The 17,228-nt window shown below is 53.3% G+C and carries 17 protein-coding genes and 5 tRNA genes; 13 read left to right on the top strand and 9 right to left on the bottom strand.

What is annotated here, in order from left to right; genetic code table 11:
- Nucleotides 1–8 precede the first annotated feature (8 nt).
- The 12 genes from truA (at nt 9) to KQI75_RS06470 (ending at nt 7,577) form a co-directional block, all read left to right on the top strand.
- Nucleotides 9–809 (top strand): tRNA pseudouridine(38-40) synthase TruA, encoded by an 801-nt coding sequence (gene truA / locus KQI75_RS06415; RefSeq protein ID WP_216469889.1) that lies wholly within the window; start codon nt 9–11, stop codon nt 807–809.
- Nucleotides 806–2,044, top strand: a complete 1,239-nt coding sequence (locus KQI75_RS06420; RefSeq protein WP_216469890.1) for a DUF5711 family protein — start codon at nt 806–808, stop codon at nt 2,042–2,044. Before truA ends, KQI75_RS06420 begins: the two co-directional genes overlap by 4 nt.
- A 53-nt stretch (nt 2,045–2,097) precedes the next feature.
- On the top strand, nt 2,098–2,793 hold the full coding sequence (locus tag KQI75_RS06425; protein ID WP_216469891.1) for a CvpA family protein: 696 nt from the start codon (nt 2,098–2,100) through the stop codon (nt 2,791–2,793).
- Nucleotides 2,794–2,900: 107 nt separating this feature from the next.
- Entirely contained in the window at nt 2,901–5,243 is a 2,343-nt protein-coding gene (locus KQI75_RS06430; RefSeq protein WP_216469892.1) for an ATP-dependent Clp protease ATP-binding subunit, read from the top strand.
- Between the two features lie 62 nt (nt 5,244–5,305).
- Nucleotides 5,306–5,521: a hypothetical protein gene (locus KQI75_RS06435; RefSeq protein ID WP_216469893.1), complete on the top strand. Its 216-nt coding sequence runs from the start codon at nt 5,306–5,308 to the stop codon at nt 5,519–5,521.
- A gap of 81 nt (nt 5,522–5,602) precedes the next feature.
- Nucleotides 5,603–5,676 (top strand) — tRNA-Gly (locus KQI75_RS06440).
- A 32-nt stretch (nt 5,677–5,708) separates the two neighbouring features.
- A tRNA-Arg gene (locus KQI75_RS06445) sits at nt 5,709–5,785 on the top strand.
- 39 nt (nt 5,786–5,824) lie between these two features.
- Nucleotides 5,825–5,901, top strand: a tRNA-His gene (locus KQI75_RS06450).
- Nucleotides 5,902–5,977: 76 nt separating this feature from the next.
- A tRNA-Gln gene (locus KQI75_RS06455) sits at nt 5,978–6,052 on the top strand.
- A 4-nt stretch (nt 6,053–6,056) separates the two neighbouring features.
- A tRNA-Lys gene (locus tag KQI75_RS06460) sits at nt 6,057–6,132 on the top strand.
- 167 nt (nt 6,133–6,299) lie between these two features.
- The gene (locus KQI75_RS06465; protein WP_216469894.1) at nt 6,300–6,821 is read left to right on the top strand and encodes a nitroreductase family protein; all 522 of its coding nucleotides are present in this window, start codon (nt 6,300–6,302) and stop codon (nt 6,819–6,821) included.
- Between the two features lie 24 nt (nt 6,822–6,845).
- On the top strand, nt 6,846–7,577 hold the full coding sequence (locus KQI75_RS06470) for an NAD-dependent protein deacylase (protein WP_216469895.1): 732 nt from the start codon (nt 6,846–6,848) through the stop codon (nt 7,575–7,577).
- Between the two features lie 51 nt (nt 7,578–7,628).
- Here the strand turns inward: KQI75_RS06470 and KQI75_RS06475 are convergent, their stop codons facing one another.
- The 9 genes from KQI75_RS06475 to KQI75_RS06515 all read right to left on the bottom strand — a co-directional run bounded on the left by KQI75_RS06475 (nt 7,629) and on the right by KQI75_RS06515 (nt 15,933).
- The gene (locus KQI75_RS06475; RefSeq protein ID WP_216469896.1) at nt 7,629–9,023 is read right to left on the bottom strand and encodes an aminopeptidase; all 1,395 of its coding nucleotides are present in this window, start codon (nt 9,021–9,023) and stop codon (nt 7,629–7,631) included.
- 30 nt (nt 9,024–9,053) lie between these two features.
- Nucleotides 9,054–9,647, bottom strand: coding sequence for a dephospho-CoA kinase (coaE, locus tag KQI75_RS06480; RefSeq protein ID WP_216469897.1), 594 nt, complete (start codon nt 9,645–9,647; stop codon nt 9,054–9,056).
- The gene (locus tag KQI75_RS06485) at nt 9,644–10,687 is read right to left on the bottom strand and encodes an L-threonylcarbamoyladenylate synthase (RefSeq protein ID WP_216469898.1); all 1,044 of its coding nucleotides are present in this window, start codon (nt 10,685–10,687) and stop codon (nt 9,644–9,646) included. Before KQI75_RS06485 ends, coaE begins: the two co-directional genes overlap by 4 nt.
- A 56-nt stretch (nt 10,688–10,743) precedes the next feature.
- Nucleotides 10,744–11,817 carry a peptide chain release factor 1 gene (gene prfA, locus KQI75_RS06490; RefSeq protein ID WP_216469899.1) on the bottom strand — a complete coding sequence of 358 codons (1,074 nt, stop codon included), beginning with the start codon at nt 11,815–11,817 and terminating at the stop codon, nt 10,744–10,746.
- Nucleotides 11,818–11,897: 80 nt separating this feature from the next.
- Nucleotides 11,898–12,272, bottom strand: coding sequence for a hypothetical protein (locus tag KQI75_RS06495; RefSeq protein ID WP_216469900.1), 375 nt, complete (start codon nt 12,270–12,272; stop codon nt 11,898–11,900).
- A gap of 35 nt (nt 12,273–12,307) precedes the next feature.
- Nucleotides 12,308–13,081: a YdcF family protein gene (locus KQI75_RS06500; protein WP_216469901.1), complete on the bottom strand. Its 774-nt coding sequence runs from the start codon at nt 13,079–13,081 to the stop codon at nt 12,308–12,310.
- Nucleotides 13,078–14,961 carry a ribosomal protection-like ABC-F family protein gene (gene abc-f / locus KQI75_RS06505; RefSeq protein WP_216469902.1) on the bottom strand — a complete coding sequence of 628 codons (1,884 nt, stop codon included), beginning with the start codon at nt 14,959–14,961 and terminating at the stop codon, nt 13,078–13,080. Before abc-f ends, KQI75_RS06500 begins: the two co-directional genes overlap by 4 nt.
- A 93-nt stretch (nt 14,962–15,054) precedes the next feature.
- Complete coding sequence (locus tag KQI75_RS06510; RefSeq protein WP_216469903.1) at nt 15,055–15,573, bottom strand: peptidylprolyl isomerase; 519 nt, start codon at nt 15,571–15,573, stop codon at nt 15,055–15,057.
- Between the two features lie 168 nt (nt 15,574–15,741).
- Nucleotides 15,742–15,933, bottom strand: a complete 192-nt coding sequence (locus KQI75_RS06515; protein ID WP_216469904.1) for a PspC domain-containing protein — start codon at nt 15,931–15,933, stop codon at nt 15,742–15,744.
- A gap of 435 nt (nt 15,934–16,368) precedes the next feature.
- On the opposite strand from KQI75_RS06515, the gene KQI75_RS06520 reads away from it, so the two are divergent.
- Complete coding sequence (locus KQI75_RS06520) at nt 16,369–17,028, top strand: ClpP family protease (RefSeq protein WP_216469905.1); 660 nt, start codon at nt 16,369–16,371, stop codon at nt 17,026–17,028.
- Nucleotides 17,029–17,228: the final 200 nt, after the last annotated feature.

Raw genomic sequence — 17,228 nt, forward strand, 5'->3', positions numbered from 1 at the left:
TCTGTCCTTTGAATACAGCGATTATTCTCAGCTATGACGGCACTGCCTATCACGGCTGGCAGACCCAGCGCAACGCAAGCTCCGTACAGCAGACCGTGACCGAAGCGCTCGCCTCCCTTTTGGGACAGGACGTGTCGGTGTCCGGTGTCGGCCGCACGGATGCCGGTGTCCACGCGCGGCGGTATGTCGCCAATTTTCACGGCACACATACCATTCCGATGGATCGTCTGCCGTTCGCCATCAACGCCCATCTTCCGATGGACATTGCGGTATCCGGTGCAGCGCTCGTTCCGGACGATTTTGACGCCCGCTTCAACTGCACGCGCAAGGAGTATACCTATTTGATTGCTCCGGGAAAAATCCGCGATCCGTTCGCGGTGAGCCGCAGTTATTTCTATCCCTATTCTCTGGATGTCGATGCCATGCAGCAGGCGGCACAGTATTTTATCGGCAAAAAGGATTTTGCCGCCGTCCGCTCGGTAGGCACGCCGGTCAAATCCACGGTGCGCGAGATTTTCACGTGCAGCGCAGACGCTGTCGGCGCACTGGTTCGCATCCGCGTTTCCGCAGACGGCTTTTTATACAACATGGTGCGGGCAATTTCCGGCACACTGCTGTACGCCGGTCAGGGAAAATTCCGTCCGGAAGACATCGCGCGCATTCTGGCGAGCTGTGACCGCGAGCAGGCCGGCCCGACACTCCCGCCGCAGGGATTGTACATGACGCGCCTATGGTATGACACAACGCCGGAGCTTGACCAATTCCATCTGGCAGCCGACGAAGGTGTACCCGGAGGGCTTCCGATATGAAAAAAATGTCTTTGAAACGGCGGGAGGATCCGCTGTGGAACAGTCCCGATCCCGTCCTGCGCCGCGTCCACCGCGGCCGAACATATATCGGGCGGCTGCTCGTTCTCGTGACGCTGCTGTTTGTCGGCATGAATTTACAATTGTTTACACCGGCAAGCATCGGCAACATTCGTTCCTCTCTCAAAGCCGCTTCTGTGCGGTCGGCGGAGGATATGACGGTTATCTCATATCCGTCCGGTTCCAGCAAGTCCATTCTGCCGTTCGGCAACGGGCTCGCCGTTTGCTCCGACAACATGCTGTCGTTTGAGATGCCGGGCAAGTATTCGCAAATGGAAACCAATCTTTCCTATGCCAATCCGGTGATGCGTGCCTCCAACCAGTATCTGCTGATCTTTGACCGCGGGGCGTATCGCTTTACCGTCACGAACACGCTCAACGAGCTGTACTCACAGACCATGTCCTCTCCGATTACCAACGCGGACATCGCCGCAAACGGCAATGTCGCTATCGTGACCGATGAGGCGGGCTATAAAAGTGCGGTTCGCGTATACAACGTGGACAATGAGCATTTATACACCTGGTCCACCAACGACTACTATATTATGTCTGCGGCGCTCTCTTCGGACGGCCAGCGGCTGGCACTGTTCTGTTTCCGTCAGGACGGTCTCACGCTGACCTCCAAGCTGTTTTTTGCCGACATCAGTTCCGACAAAAAGCCAAACGAGGGCAATGACGGCATTGACATGAACGGCAGTCTCGTGCTCGGCATGAAATTCTTGGGAAACAACACCGTGTGCACGGTTTGCGACAGCGCAACCTATGTTGTCTCACGCGGCGGACAAATCAAGTACCAAAAGGACTATTCTTCCGATGATCTGATCGCGTTCGACTTGACAAACGACTGTCTTGCGCTGGCAACCGAAGCATATTCGCAGACCGGCCGCGCGGAAGTCGTTCTCATCAATGCACGCGGCACAGCCTCACGCAAGCCGCTGTATTTGCCGGAGCAGCCGGACGGCGTCAGCTACTGCGACGGACGCCTCGCCGTGACAACCGGCGAAACCGTCACGTTCTATTCTAAGAGTCTAAAAGAGATTGATTCTCAGACCGGACTCACCGGTCTGTCTCGTGTGTACATGCGCTCCGGCGGCTCCGCCATCGCGCTGTTTAACAGTCAGGCGCGGGTGCTGACCATCGGCAGTCCGCTCAAGGATCTGCATGCTTCCTCGGACTAAACGCGCCAAAGCACACGCTCTATTTTCTATTCCCTTGAAAGGACGGAATATTTATGACAGCTGTTGACTGGATTATTTTACTCGTTATCCTTTTATACACGCTCAATGGATTCCACAGAGGGTTCATCGGCACGATTTTTAATCTGTTCGGCTCTCTCGCCGCGCTGATCGCCGCGCTGGCATGCGCCAGCCACTTCCGCGTGCAGGTCGGTGCAAAAATTGCTCCGTATCTGAAGGAGTCGGTCAGCGCATCCATGCCGACGCTATCGACCTCTGTGTCCACATCTGCTTCCGAGCTGTGGAACAGTATTTCCGGCTATTTACAGAACATTTTATCGTCTCAGCACGTCTCGTTAGAGGTGCTGCAGGCGGCGGAGGATCCGCGCGACACCATGCTCAGCGCCATTGCGCTGTGTGTCGGCGAAGCGCTCGCCTATGTGATGATTTTCCTCGTTTCTTTTATCGTTCTGCTCGTTCTCATTCACTGGGCGGCATCCGTGTTTGACATCTTCACCCGCCTGCCGGTCATTCACTCGTGCAATGCGCTGCTCGGCGGCGCACTCGGACTGGTCTGCGGTCTGGTTTTGTGCACGGTTGTCCTGTGGGCAGTCAAGCTGGTTGCTCCGGCAGCATATTCCGATGCCGGTCTGCTGTCTCCTTCTGTGATGGAGAACTCTGCCATTGCGGGGAAGCTGGTCGGCTGGAATGACGGCGTTTCGCTGTTTGAAAGCAATCCTGCAAATACCTGAGTATTTTTTCATAACTTTTCTCATAATAAGACGGAGCAGGCCTCTCCTGCTCCGCTCTATTTCACAACGAATACATACTTCGCAAGAGTAGAAAGGAAATTACCCCTATGCATATGCCTTTATGCTCCCGCTGCCACAAAAACGTGGCGGTGGTGTTTATCTCTAAAATGGAAGAGGGCAGCACCTCCAACGAGGGCTACTGCCTGAAATGCGCCAAGGAACTGGGGCTGAAGCCGATTGACGGCTTGATGCGCCAGATGGGCATTACAGAGGACGATCTGGATCAGATCACCGACGAAATGACCAACATGCATTCGCTCATGAACACCGAAAATGACGATGCAGAGGACGAGGAAATCGATCCGGACGAGGACGACGCAGACGGTCAGGATGATTCGTTTGACTTTGGCGGCACACATACGTTCCCGTTCCTTGACAAGATGTTCTCCGGCAACGACAACACGGAAGCACCGCGCGAGGAATCCGGCACAGATGTCCGCGAGGATGACGCGCGCCGCAAGAAAAAAGAGGCAAAAAAACGCAAAAATCTGTCTGCATACTGCACCGATTTGACGTATCGCGCCCGCGAAGGACAGCTCGATGCAATCATTGGCAGAGACAGCGAGACCGAACGCGTCATTCAGATTTTGAACCGCCGTCAGAAAAACAATCCGTGTCTGATTGGTGAGCCGGGCGTCGGCAAAACCGCTGTCGCAGAAGGTCTTGCCATTCGCATTGCCAAGGGCGATGTTCCGTACAAGCTCAAAAACAAGGAAGTGCATCTGCTGGATTTGACTTCCCTCGTCGCGGGCACACAGTTCCGCGGCCAGTTTGAAGGCCGTATGAAGGGACTCATCAATGAAATCAAGTCTCTCGGCAATATCATTCTTGTCATTGACGAGGTGCACAACATTGTCGGCGCAGGCGACGCAGAGGGTTCTATGAACGCCGCAAACATCCTCAAGCCGGCTTTGTCCCGCGGTGAAATTCAGGTCATCGGCGCGACAACCTTCGCAGAATACCGCAAATATATCGAGAAAGACGCCGCCTTGGAGCGCCGTTTCCAGCCGGTGACCATTGCGGAGCCGTCCATCACGGATACCGCGGAAATCCTCAAGGGCGTGCGCGGATATTATGAAACCTTCCACGGCGTACACATTTCCGATGAAATCTGCCATCAGGCGGCGGCACTGTCCGAGCGCTATATCACGGATCGTTTCCTGCCGGACAAGGCCATTGATTTGATTGATGAAGCCTGCTCCCGCCTGAATCTGGACAGTCCGGCAACGGCAGAGATTCCGGAGCTGGGCGACAAGCTGGAAGACATTCACCGCAAGCAGGATGATTTGCTGCAGCTGCCGCAGAACAATGAGGTCTATGAGCAGATGGCAGAGCTGAAGAGTCTGGAGCTGCAGACGGAGAACAAGCTCACGGAGCTGCGCAAGATTCCGGTTCCAGAGCTGACCGCCGAGCACTTGGCCTCCGTCATCGAGCTTTGGACCGGTGTTCCGGCATCCAAGGTATGTGAACAGGAATTTTCTCGTCTCATCGGTCTGGAAGAACGCCTGCACCGCCGCGTTGTCGGTCAGGAAAAGGCAGTCTCCGCAGTGGCTCATGCGGTTCGCCGCTCCCGCGCTGGCATCAGCCCGAAGCACAAGCCGGTTTCCTTCCTGTTTGTCGGTCCGACCGGTGTCGGAAAAACCGAGCTGGTCAAGGCACTGGCAGAGGATCTGTTCGACACGCCGGAGGCGCTGATTCGTCTCGACATGTCGGAATACATGGAAAAGCACACGGTTTCCCGTCTGATCGGTTCTCCTCCGGGATATGTCGGATTCGACGAGGCAGGTCAGCTGACCGAAAAGCTGCGCCGTCGCCCGTACTCGGTGGTGTTGTTTGACGAAATTGAAAAAGCACATCCGGATGTACTCAACATCCTGCTTCAGGTGCTGGATGACGGCCGCATCACGGATGCACAGGGCCGCACAGTATCGTTTGAAAACGCCATCATCATCATGACCTCCAATGCCGGTTCCGACCGCTCCGGCGGCTCTGTCGGCTTTGGCAAGACGGTCTCCGAACAGGACGAGGCGCGCGCCGTCAAGGCTTTGGAGGAAATCATGCGTCCGGAGTTCCTCAACCGCATCGATGATATTATTTCGTTCTCCCACCTCACCAAGGAGGATTTCCGCGGCATCGCGGCGATTATGCTGGGGCAGCTGCGCGATACGCTGGCCGAGAACAATATCCGCCTGACTTGGGACGATTCCCTCGTCGATTACCTGATAGAGGACTCGTTCTCCGTCAAATTTGGCGCCCGCAATCTGCGCCGCGCCATTGAAAAGCAGGTCGAGGACGAACTCGCCAACCGCATCATTGCCGCATGGGAACACCCGCTCAGCGGTGCCCATGTCTCTGCTGCAGACGGCAAGATACTTGTTCAGACAATTTGATTCTATGATCCCCTCCGCCATGGTACAGCCATGACGGAGGGATATATGTAGGAGGTGTCCCCATGACTTGGAGACTCATTATTATCGCCGTTCTCATCGTTCTTCTCATTCCGACGATGGCGCTGCTGCGCAAGCAGGAGGCGGTAAAAAAGACCGGCGACAAAGAGCAGATTGCCGCTGTGCAAAAACAGCTCAATATTTTCTGCGGTCTGCTCATCGCGCTGTTTGTGTGTGTGCTAGCTGTCACGATGTTCAATGTGTATTCTGCGAAATTTTAGAAAAAAACAAAAGTTTTTTGCAAAAAACGCTTGACAATTCCCGTTTGGATTGGTATACTAAGTGAGCATTGTGAAAAGCCTGCGGGTGTAGTTCAATGGTAGAATGTCAGCCTTCCAAGCTGAACACGTGGGTTCGATTCCCATCACCCGCTCCATACCACACATGCAGGCACAGACGATTCTGTATGCGCCAGTAGCTCAGTTGGATAGAGCAACTGCCTTCTAAGCAGTAGGCCGGGGGTTCGAATCCCTCCTGGCGTACCATTCTAATTGAGTCCGAATGTGCGTTTCAAAATCTATATGGTGGGTGTAGCTCAGTTGGTTAGAGCGCCAGATTGTGGCTCTGGAGGCCGAGGGTTCGACTCCCTTCACTCACCCCATTTTTTCATTCTTCACGATGCGCGCCGTTGTGAAGAACATTTTTTATCGGGGGCTTTCAGCTGATTGCCTGCATACGGGGGCGTGGCCAAGTGGTTAAGGCACCAGACTTTGACTCTAGTATCGCAGGTTCAACTCCTGCCGCCCCTGCCAGTCCGGTCCATTAGCTCAGTAGGTAGAGCATCTGCCTTTTAAGCAGAGGGTCCGGGGTTCGAACCCCCGATGGGCCACCAAAAGCAGCATTTCTTTGGAAATGCTGCTTTTTTTGTTGTCAAAATCAAATGCACATACAGTTTATCCTCTAAGTTATCCACAGGCTGTTGATGAAATCTGTGCAAAGCAGAAAAACTTGCAACCGTTTCTCCCCTGCATTATACTAAAGGCAGAAGGAGATGATGATATGAATCCCGTATTACAGAATATTTTGGACAGACACTCGTGCCGCAGCTTTACGGAGCAGCCTGTGGAACCGGAAAAGCTACAGGATTTGCTGACCGCTGCTGTCTGGGCACCGTCCGGCCGCAATGAACAGAGCTGGCATTTTACGCTGCTCGCAAACACGGAAAAAATTCAGGCGCTTGCCGCCGCCGTCAGAGAGGCGGACAATCGGCCTGCCGGCTACAACTTTTTCGCACCGGCTGCCTTTCTCATCGTATCCGGCGAACGCGACAACCGCAACAGCTTTCTCGATGCCGGCGCGGCAATGGAAAATGTGCTGCTGACAGCGACCTCTCTCGGTCTCGGCACCTGCTGGATCAATCAGGTGCGTGACGTCTGCGATGTGCCCGCTGTGCGCGCCCTGCTGACGGAATACGGTGTGCCGGAAAGTCACATCGTCAATGCATCCGCTGCCATCGGCTATCCGGCAGCACAGCCGGTCATTCACGAGCGAAAAGCAAACACCACAACTTTGGTGCGGTAACACACAAAACAAGGAGGCAGTACCATGGCATTGGAACAGCAAATTCAAACGTTGCAGCACATGATTGACGAATCCAAGAAACTTGTTTTTTTCGGCGGCGCCGGTGTCTCGACGGAAAGCGGCATTCCGGATTTCCGCAGCGTTGACGGCTTATATCATCAGAAGTACAAATTTCCGCCGGAAACCATCCTCAGTCATTCCTTTTTCCAGTCTCAGCCGGAGGAGTTCTTCCGATTTTATCAGGACAAGATGCTCGCGCTGGACGCGAAGCCAAACGCCGCACACAAAAAGCTCGCAGAGCTGGAGCAGGCAGGCAAGCTGACCGCCGTTGTCACGCAAAACATAGACGGTCTGCATCAAGCTGCCGGCAGCAAGAACGTCTACGAGCTGCACGGCTCTGTGCATCGAAATTATTGCCAGCACTGCGGCAAATTCTATGATGCCCAGTACATGAAATCCTGTCACGGTGTTCCGCGATGCACCTGCGGCGGCATCATCAAGCCGGATGTTGTGCTGTATGAGGAGTCGCTCGATGAGCAGTGCCTGATGAACAGTGTACAGGCAATTGCGCAGGCGGATATGCTGATCATCGGCGGCACGTCGCTTGCCGTCTATCCCGCCGCTGGTTTGATTCAGTACTTCCGCGGCAAATATCTCGTCGTCATCAACAAGGGTCAGACGCAGCGCTCCACCGGCGCGCAATTGACCATTGATGCACCGATTGGCAAGGTTTTAGAGCAAATTCAAGTCAGATAAACGCAATATGGCGCTGCCTGCGGCAGCGCCATATTTTTTTGCGAATTGTGATTACTGCTCCATCTGATAGAACGCTTTGAACGCATTGTAAGCGGCAAACAAATCCAGCTTTGCAATGACTTCAAACGGCGCGTGCATGCTGAGCACCGGCACGCCGCAATCTACCGTGTCAATATTGCGGTTCGCCATAAACATGGCAACGGTACCGCCGCCGCCCTGATCGACCTTGCCGAGCTGACCGGTCTGCCAAATGACATGGTTCTTATGGAACTGATAGCGCATTTTTCCCATCAGCTCTGCGGTTGCATCGGAAGAACCGGACTTGCCGCGCGCACCGGTATACTTGACCAGTGCTACGCCGCAGTTGACACGCGCATCGTTGCGGCGCTCGGAAACATTCGGATAGTTCGGGTCAAACGCATTGCAAACGTCCGCAGACAGGCAGGTAGAGCGCTCGATGCACTCCTCAAACAGCGTGCCGTCTGCACGGCACAAATCTGCCACCAGCGTGTCAAAGAAGTGCGACTGCATACCGGTCACACCGTCCGAACCGATTTCTTCCTTGTCGACCAGAATGACCATAGACGTCTTTTTCGGCGTTTCTTTGAGATCCAACAGCGCCGTTGCCGCCGGATACGAGCACACGCGGTCATCGTGGCCATAGGCGCCGATAAACGAGCGGTCAAAGCCGACATCCGAGGCCTTGAACGCCGGCACGCAGGTCAGCTCTGCGGACAGGAAATCCTCCTCCGTGATACCGTATTCCTTGTTGAGGAACTCCATCACCCACAGCTTGATTTTATCTGAGGTCTCGATGTCCGACTTGGACGGCTTCGAGCCGACCAGCACGTTCATATTCTCCGCCTCGATGCCCTTCATCATGGTCTTTCCCATCTGTTCGGTTGCCAGATGAATGAGCAGATCCGTGATGACAAAGACCGGATCACCCGGCTTATCGCCAATGCGAACATCCACGGACTCCACGCCGTTTTCCGTCATGCGGCAAACGATGCCGCGCAGCTCCATCGGAATGGTTGTCCACTGATACTTTTTGATGCCGCCGTAGTAGTGCGTCTTAAACAGCGCCATGCCGTTGTCTTCATACAGCGGAACCGTGCGAATATCAATGCGCGGCGCGTCCAAATGCGCAGCCGACAGATTGATGCCGCTGTGCATGCCGTCCGAACCGACTACAAAGAGTATAATCGCTTTATTTCTATTTATTTTGTAATATTTTTCTCCCGGATGGATTTCCTTGCCGCGGGTATATGCCGCAAAGCCGTTTGCCTCTGCCATAGCCTGCAGGCGGCGAACCGCGTCACGCTCGGTCTTGGCTTCGTCCAAAAACGCCTTATATCCTTCCGCGTACTCCATCATGGCAGCCTGCTCGGCATCGCTCATGCGATCCCAGCCGGTCTTTTTGTCATAAAATAGGGTGTTTTCCATGAAACTTTCATCCTTTCTGCACCGATGCGTTTATTTGCGCACCATATCTTCATAGATCTTGCGCACCTGTGTATACAGTGTGTCCAAGTCTGCATCATTTTGTACGACATAATCGCATCTTTCGCGGTAAAATGCATCGTCTTTCTGCGCGTCAATGCGCAGCGCCGCATACTCCTCCGTAATCGCATCCCGCGCCACAATGCGCGCAATGCGCGTATTGCGCGCCGCGAGCACCGCACACGTCTTATCGCAGAGCGTCTCCATCTGACCTTCAAACAATACCGGTGCATCATAGATGCACAGCAAGCATCCCCGTTTGCTATACGCGGCGAATGCATCGCGGGCGGCCTGCCGAATATACGGATGGGTAATCGCGTTGAGCTGCTGCAGCTTCTGCGCATCGGCAAAAACGATGGCGCCGAGCTTTTTGCGGTCTAATTTCCCGTCTGTAGAAAATACATCTCCAAATACATTTTGTATTTCTTTCAGCATGGGCTCGCAGGTATCGCACAGCGTTCGATAGGTTGCGTCCGCATCAATGACGCCGCATCCCAGCCGCGCAAATGCCGTACAGGCAGCGCTTTTTCCTGTGCCGGAGCCGCCGGTCAGACCAAGAATTTTCATGCTTGTTCCTCCGTCAAGTCGATCACATGGAAACCGGCCGCCTTTTTGATGCGGTTTGCCACCGCAAGGCCGATGCCGCGGGACGGCGGGCACTGGGCAAAAATTTCCGTGCAGTCCGTATCATCAAACCGGCGCAGCGCATCGAACACTTCCCGCGCCTGCTGTGCTTCATCATCGGACGGGCCAAACGTCTCCACAACCGCTTTTCCGCAAAACAGCTGCGCACAATCGTCAAAGCACAAAACGCCGGTATGCTGTCCCAGTCTTTGCGCGATGTACTGCGCGCTGGCTTCCGGCGTGCCGAATACAACCGTTACCGGTGCTTTGGGCGCATAATGGCGATATTTCATGCCCGGCGCAGAGACTTTCTCGCTGTCGTCAATCTTTTCTTTCAACGCACGGTCAACATCCACTTCGCCAAGTACCGATTGCAGCTGTTCCAGCGAAATTCCGCCCGGACGCAGCAGCCGCGGACGTTCGCCGCACAGTGACACGACCGTCGATTCCACACCGACCGAGCACGGACCGCCATCTACAACAGCGGCAATCTTGCCGTGCAAGTCCTCCATGACATGCTGCGCTGTCGTGGTAGACGGTCTGCCGGAGATGTTGGCAGACGGAGCCGCCAGCGGAACGCCTGCCGCGCGGATAATTGCCTGTGCCATCGGATGCACCGGAAAGCGAATACCAACTGTATTTAATCCGCCAGATGTTACCATTGGTATTTTATCCTGTTTGGGCAGAATGATGGTCAGCGGACCAGGCCAAAACGCATCTGCCAGCTTCTGTGCTTCCGGCGGAAACTCCGTTGCAATCTCCCGCACCATGGAGAGATCCGCAATGTGCACGATGAGTGGATTGTCCTGCGGGCGTCCTTTCGCCTCGAAAATACGCTTGACTGCCTGCGGATTGAGCGCATCCGCCGCAAGGCCATATACCGTTTCTGTGGGAATGCCCACAACTTCTCCGGCGCGAAGCAGCGCACCGGCTTCTTCAATTGCCGCCGGTTCTTCCGACGGACGCAGCAGTTTGGTTTGCATGATTTGACCTTCTTTTATTTCTATTCGTATAATTTTAATTATTTTTGTCTATTTGTTTAATTTTCCATCTTTGCCAGCTTCTCCGCCTGATCGGTTGTAATCAGCGCGTCAAGCACTTCATCCAGATTTCCGTTGAGGAAATTGTCCAGCTTATACAGCGTCAGCTTGATGCGGTGCTCGGACACGCGGTTTTCCGGAAAGTTATACGTACGAATGCGCTCCGAGCGGTCACCGGAACCGACCTGACTGCGGCGTTCCGCAGCAATCGCGTCATCCTGTTCGCGCTGTTTGATTTCAAACAGACGGGAACGCAGTACCTTCATTGCCTTGTCTCGATTCTTGAACTGGCTTCGCTCGTCCTGACACTCGACAACCATACCGGTCGGCAAGTGCGTGATACGAATGGCGGACGAGGTCTTATTGATATGCTGTCCGCCCGCACCCGACGAACGATAGGTGTCAATTTTCAGATCCTTCGGGTCGATGGTCAGCTCCACGTCATCCACCTCCGGCAGCACCGCAACAGTTACGGTAGACGTGTGCACACGGCCCTGCGATTCGGTCTCCGGCACGCGCTGTACGCGGTGCACACCGCTCTCGTACTTGAGACGAGAAAAGGCGCCTTCGCCGTCAATGCTGAAGGTAATCTCTCGGAAGCCGCCCAATTCGGTCTCAGATTCACTGATGCGTTCGGTTTTCCAGCCTCTTGTATCCGCATACATGGTATACATGCGGTACAGCGATGCGGCAAACAACGCTGCCTCCTCGCCGCCCGCACCCGCACGAATTTCCATAATGACACTGCGCTCATCACGCGCGTCTTTTGGCAAAAGCAGAATCTTTAATTCCTGCTCCAGCTGCTCCTTTTGCTCGCGGCTGGATACCAAGGTCTCCTGCGCGAGCGCATGCATGTCTGCATCGCCGCCCGCTTCCTCCAGCAGTTCCTTTGCGTCCTGCTCATCCTGACAAGCAGTCTGGTATGCGCGGTATGTCTTGAGAATCGGCTGCAAATTTCGATGTTCCTTTGTCAGAGCCGCCGCCCGCTCCGGATCATCGTATAAATTCGGGCTGGCAAGCTGGTTTTCCAGCTCATCATACCGATCGGCAAGCCCTTCCAGCTTTTCCAGCATGAATTTCAACTCCTTGTTATTATTTCTCTTTATTATACAATTTATATTGTTTTATATTGTATAAATAAATTATTTGATTACTATTCGTTTACCCACACCCCAACGCTCATCTGCAAATCCGCTTCTCCGTTGATGGTAATGGACAGACATTGGTTTGCTTTTTTTCTTCCGAACAGGCGGTCAAGCACAAAATTTTCCATCTCAAACAAGTTTTCTTCGCAGAAATATGCGGTGCGGTCTCCAATCAATAGCGGATACGTCACTTTTCCCTCTCCGCGAATCAGTGCCCGATGCTTGACGTCGTGCAGCTCCAATGCATCTATCTTACCGCCCAGCAGTGCGCGCAGTCCGGTAATAAACTGCGGCGCCACGGTCGCTGACAGCCGAATCTCTGCGAGTTGGAAATGGTCGTTATCCGTTGCATATAAGCTGCATGGAACTGTATACCGTATCATAGGTACGCCCCCTTCTGTCCGTCTCTGTCTCTTGTTTACCAGTATCCGCTGCCAATCATTTTGACAACGGAGAAATACTCTCGGATGTACATCAAAACAGCGGATGCCGGATCTCCCGCCGGTGCAGACACCACAGACGGCGTCAGACCGACATGCCGCATAATATGCCGAATGCGGAACAAATGAAAGCTGCTCGACACAACCGTGACATGCTGCGTATCCCAGCTGCGCTCTTCACAGATTTTCATGGCATTTTCTATGTTTTGTACCGTGTTGTGCGACTGGTCTTCCAGTACGATGCGGCTGGAATCTGCGCCGTGCTGCACCATCCAGCGGCGCATGACCGTCGCTTCGGGCTCCGCTTCGTCGGCTCCCTGTCCGCCGCACACGATGACCTGTGCCTCCGGATTCTGCTTCATGACGTCCATCGCCACAACCAGCCGATTTTTGAGATTCTGCGACGGCTGGTCGCCGCGCAGACCGCCGCCGAGCACACACAGGACATCTATCGGCTGCTGTACCTCAGACCGTGTACCGGACACAATCATGCCCTCTATCCCGACAAACGAGCACAGCCAAACGAGAAACAGCACATGCCCGATGCGCACGAGCCATTTGCTGATGCGCTGTGTGACACCGGTTTGTGTATCGCGCCATGCAAGAAGCTTGCACATCAGTGCCGTACAAATGCATAACACCGCAAAGAAATACAGACCAAACCGCCATGTTGTCATAAACATAGCGCACGGAATGCATCCCACAGTGGCAATCAGACAGATCAGACACAGCGTGCGATAGAATCGTTTCATGCGTCCTGCATCTCCTCCAACTGCGCAGACAGCTGTTCCCACTGCTCCATGAGTTCCATCAGCTGGGTTTCCACTTCATCCTTCTGGTTGGAAAGCTCCATCAGCTTGCCCGGATCGCTTGCCGCAGCAGCCATCTGTTCATCCAATGCAGTGCTCTGTTCCTCACACTGAGAAATTTCGCGCTCCAGCTTGGCAATTTTCTTCTCCAACTGCTTGGTGCCGCCCTTTGGCTTGGGCTTTTCTTTTTTGGGCTTCGGCGCCACAGCAGCTGCTTTTTCCGCGGCTTTGCGCTCACGAAAGGCGAGATACTGTTCATAATTGCCGGTAAAATCAATCATTTCGCCGTCCATCAGGACGATAATGCGATTGGCAAACCGAGATACAAAATAGCGGTCATGCGATACAAACAACAGCGTGCCGGTAAAGCCTTCAATGGCCTCCTCAATCCACTCACGGGACAAAATATCCAGATGGTTGGTCGGCTCGTCGAGCACGAGCATATTGAGCGGATCGTACATCAGTTCACACAAGCGCAGACGGCTTTTTTCGCCGCCGGACAGCTTGGATACCGGCTTGAGTGCATCTTCGCCGGAGAACTGGAATCGTCCCAGACGATTGCGCGCAGTCTGCGGCGTGACGTTCTTTTCATAAATCAAGGTATCTACGAGCGTGCGGTTTTCATCCTCAAAATGAACGACCTGCGGCAAATACGCGGGCTTAAGTCCCTCGCCCTTTTTGATTGTGCCGCTGTCTGCCGCCTCACAGCCCAAAATAATGTTGAGCAGTGTCGTTTTGCCGGTGCCATTGTCGCCCAAGATTGCCACGCGTTCACCGTTCTTTATGCTGAACGTGACGTCGTGCAGGACCTGCCGACCGTCAAAGCTCTTGCAGATGCCACGCACTTTGAGCACATTTTCCGTCTCATAGTTCGGATCTCCAAACTGCATGGACATCTTTTTTTGCTGCTTCGGACGGTCTGCGACTGTCATGCGCGCGATGCGCTTATCAATGGAGAACGCACGCTTGTGCATTTTCTCAGTGCCCCACTGGTGCATCTTGCGCGATTGATCCTGTAATCGCTTGAGCTCCTCCATCTGATTTTCATGCTCTGCCATGCGCTGTGCAAAGCGCAGCTTGCGCTCCTCTGCATAGTAGCTGTACGAACCGGCATAAAAGTCCGCATGGCCTTCAAACAGTTCAATGATGCGGTCACAGCACTGGTCGAGAAAATAGCGGTCATGGGAAATCGTAACCACGGTTCCCTTATATTCAGACAGGAAATTTCCCAGCCACTCGACGGCGTCCAAATCCAGATGGTTGGTCGGCTCATCGAGCAGCAAAATGTCCGTATCCTCCAGAATAATACGCGCCAGATTCACGCGGGTCTTTTCGCCGCCGGACAGCACATCAAACGGCTGCGCCCGCATTTCCTTTGGAATTTCCAGACCGTTGCATACCTTATCTACTTCATAATCCAGTGCATAGCCGCCCATCGCTTCAAATTCCGCCTGCAGCGCGCCGTACTGCTTGAGAATCTGCGAGTCATCATTTTTCTCCATCTGCATTTCCAGCTCTGTCATGCGCTGGCGCACCTCCGCGATGCGATGAAACGCAGAGCGCAAAATTTGCTCTACGGTGTCGCCCGGCTCATAAACCGGAATCTGGTCGATGACGCCGACCGTGCGATTTTTGGCAATCGAAATTGTGCCGGTCTCATACGGCAGCTCGCCGGTAATCACGCGAAACAGTGTGGTTTTTCCCGCGCCGTTTGGGCCTACAATTGCTACTTTTTCTCCCGGAAAAATATCAAACGTGATGTCGTGCAAAATTTGATTTTCTCCAAAAAACTGATTCAGTCCTTTGATACTGATGTCTGCCAAAAGTTCTGACCTCCATTATCGTAATCTTCCTTGTGTCCCACTGAAAAAGACCGCGCACGGAGCGCGGTCTTCAGCTTGTCAGAAACAGTCCGATCAAACCTTCTCCGGCTCATCAAAGCTTTCGCCAAAGGTCTCGACGGTTACGCTCTTCATAACCTGCGGCTTGAGCGGCATATCACGGAAGTTTGTGCGCGTTGCTACGATGCGGTCACAAACATCCATACCGGTGATCACGCGGCCGAAGGCTGCATACTGATTGTCCAAATGCGGTGCATCTTCTACCATAATAAAGAACTGAGAACCGGCAGAATTCGGGTCCATTGCGCGAGCCATGGACAGAACGCCGCGGGTGTGCTTCAAATCATTGTGGAAGCCGTTCATTGCGAACTCACCTGCAATGGTGTAGCCCGGGCCGCCCATGCCGTTGCCTTCCGGATCGCCGCCCTGAATCATAAAGCCAGGGATAACGCGATGGAACGTCGTTCCGTTGTAAAAGCCCTTGGATACCAGACTTACAAAATTACGTACCGTGTTCGGCGCAGTCTCGGCGTACAGCTCGATCTGAATTTCGCCGCCATCTTCCATTTCAATGGTGACAATAGGATTTGTCATGAGAGTTAACTTCTCCTTTTTCTCTGCGGAATTTCCGCGTTTGTTGTCAACGGATATGCCGCGCTTTGCGCACATCCGCAACCGTTTTCAAATGATATACTATATAGTATTGTAGCAAATCCGTCCGCGAGTGACAAGAGCTTGCAGCGAATTTGTTCCGGATAATTGTTAATATTCCCGCACCGGCATAATGATGGCTGCCAGAATGTACAGAACGATTCCCGCGCCGCTGCATACGGCGAGTGCCACCGCAAGCAGGCGAATAATTGTCACATCCATGTTGAGATAGGCGGCAATGCCATTGCAAACGCCGAACAGCATTTTTCCCTGTTCAATTCGATATAATTTTTTCGGCTCCATGAGATGACCTCCTGTTCATTTTACTGGATTTTCTTATTTTATGATAGCGTACCGGATATCAGAAGTCAAGCCTGTGCATAACTTTCTGAGATGCGGGAAAACTACATACGTCTGATGATTACAGTCGGATATTTCGCGTCAAATTATCACAAAAAGTGAAGAAAATTTTGATTACAAAGCGTACACTGTCATTTTGACAAATAGAAAATACGGAAAACTGCCGTCCTGCACAGAGAATCTGTCGGGCATTGTCTCAGGATATCCCCGATATTTTGTGTATGACCTGCCCCTTATCCACAAATGCACAAGGTTATCCACCGATTTTCACATGCTTCTGTGGATAACTCTGTGGAAATGTGGATAACTATTCGTATAAATATCTTTTGTCAATGCGATATATGATAAAATTTTACAAACACAAGAGGTTTTTTGCATATGGCTGACACCAAAGATCAAAAACAGCAGACCGAAGCGGACACCGGCTCTGTCACAACGCATTCCTCCCACGGAAGCATTCACTGCATCACCATTATCGGAACCATTGAGGGCCATCAAGAAGCACCGGAAGCGACAAAAACCACAAAATATGAACACGTTTTGCCGCAGCTCGCCGCCATTGAGGAAACGCCGGATATTGACGGGCTGCTCATTTTGCTCAACACGGCAGGCGGCGATGTAGAAGCCGGTCTTGCCATTGCCGAATTGATTGCGGGAATGCACAAGCCGACAATTTCGCTTGTGCTCGGCGGCGGGCATTCCATTGGCATTCCGCTTGCCGTCGCGGCACAGCGCACACTGATTGCGCCGTCTGCCTCCATGATGCTGCACCCTGTTCGTATCAGCGGGACAGTCATCGGCGCGCCGCAAACCTATGAATATTTCCGGCAAATTCAGACGCGCATCACGCGCTTTATCGTGGACAATTCCTCGGTTGAGGAGTCTGAACTGAACCGCCGCATGATGGAAACCGGTGCACTGGCAACCGATGTCGGCACGGTTCTCGGCGCCCAGGAGGCTGTCGCTATGGGTTTGTGCGATGCCGTCGGCACGCTGCATGATGCCTTGGCGTGGCTGCACAGTCAAACGAAAAAATAAAAACGTCCTCCGGAAATCCGGAGGACGTCTCTCGTCTGAATACAAAATTTAACCGGCGGCAAAGGTCTTTGCCTGTATTTTTGCGAATATCTATATCTGTTTCTGTATAAACAGATTACTTAGCAGCCTGTGCTGCCTTGATGGTCTCGATCATCATCGGTACTACCTTGAACAGGTCGCCGCAGATGCCCCAGTCAGCT

The organism is Butyricicoccus intestinisimiae, from assembly GCF_018918345.1.
Taxonomy (GTDB): domain Bacteria; phylum Bacillota; class Clostridia; order Oscillospirales; family Butyricicoccaceae; genus Butyricicoccus_A; species Butyricicoccus_A intestinisimiae.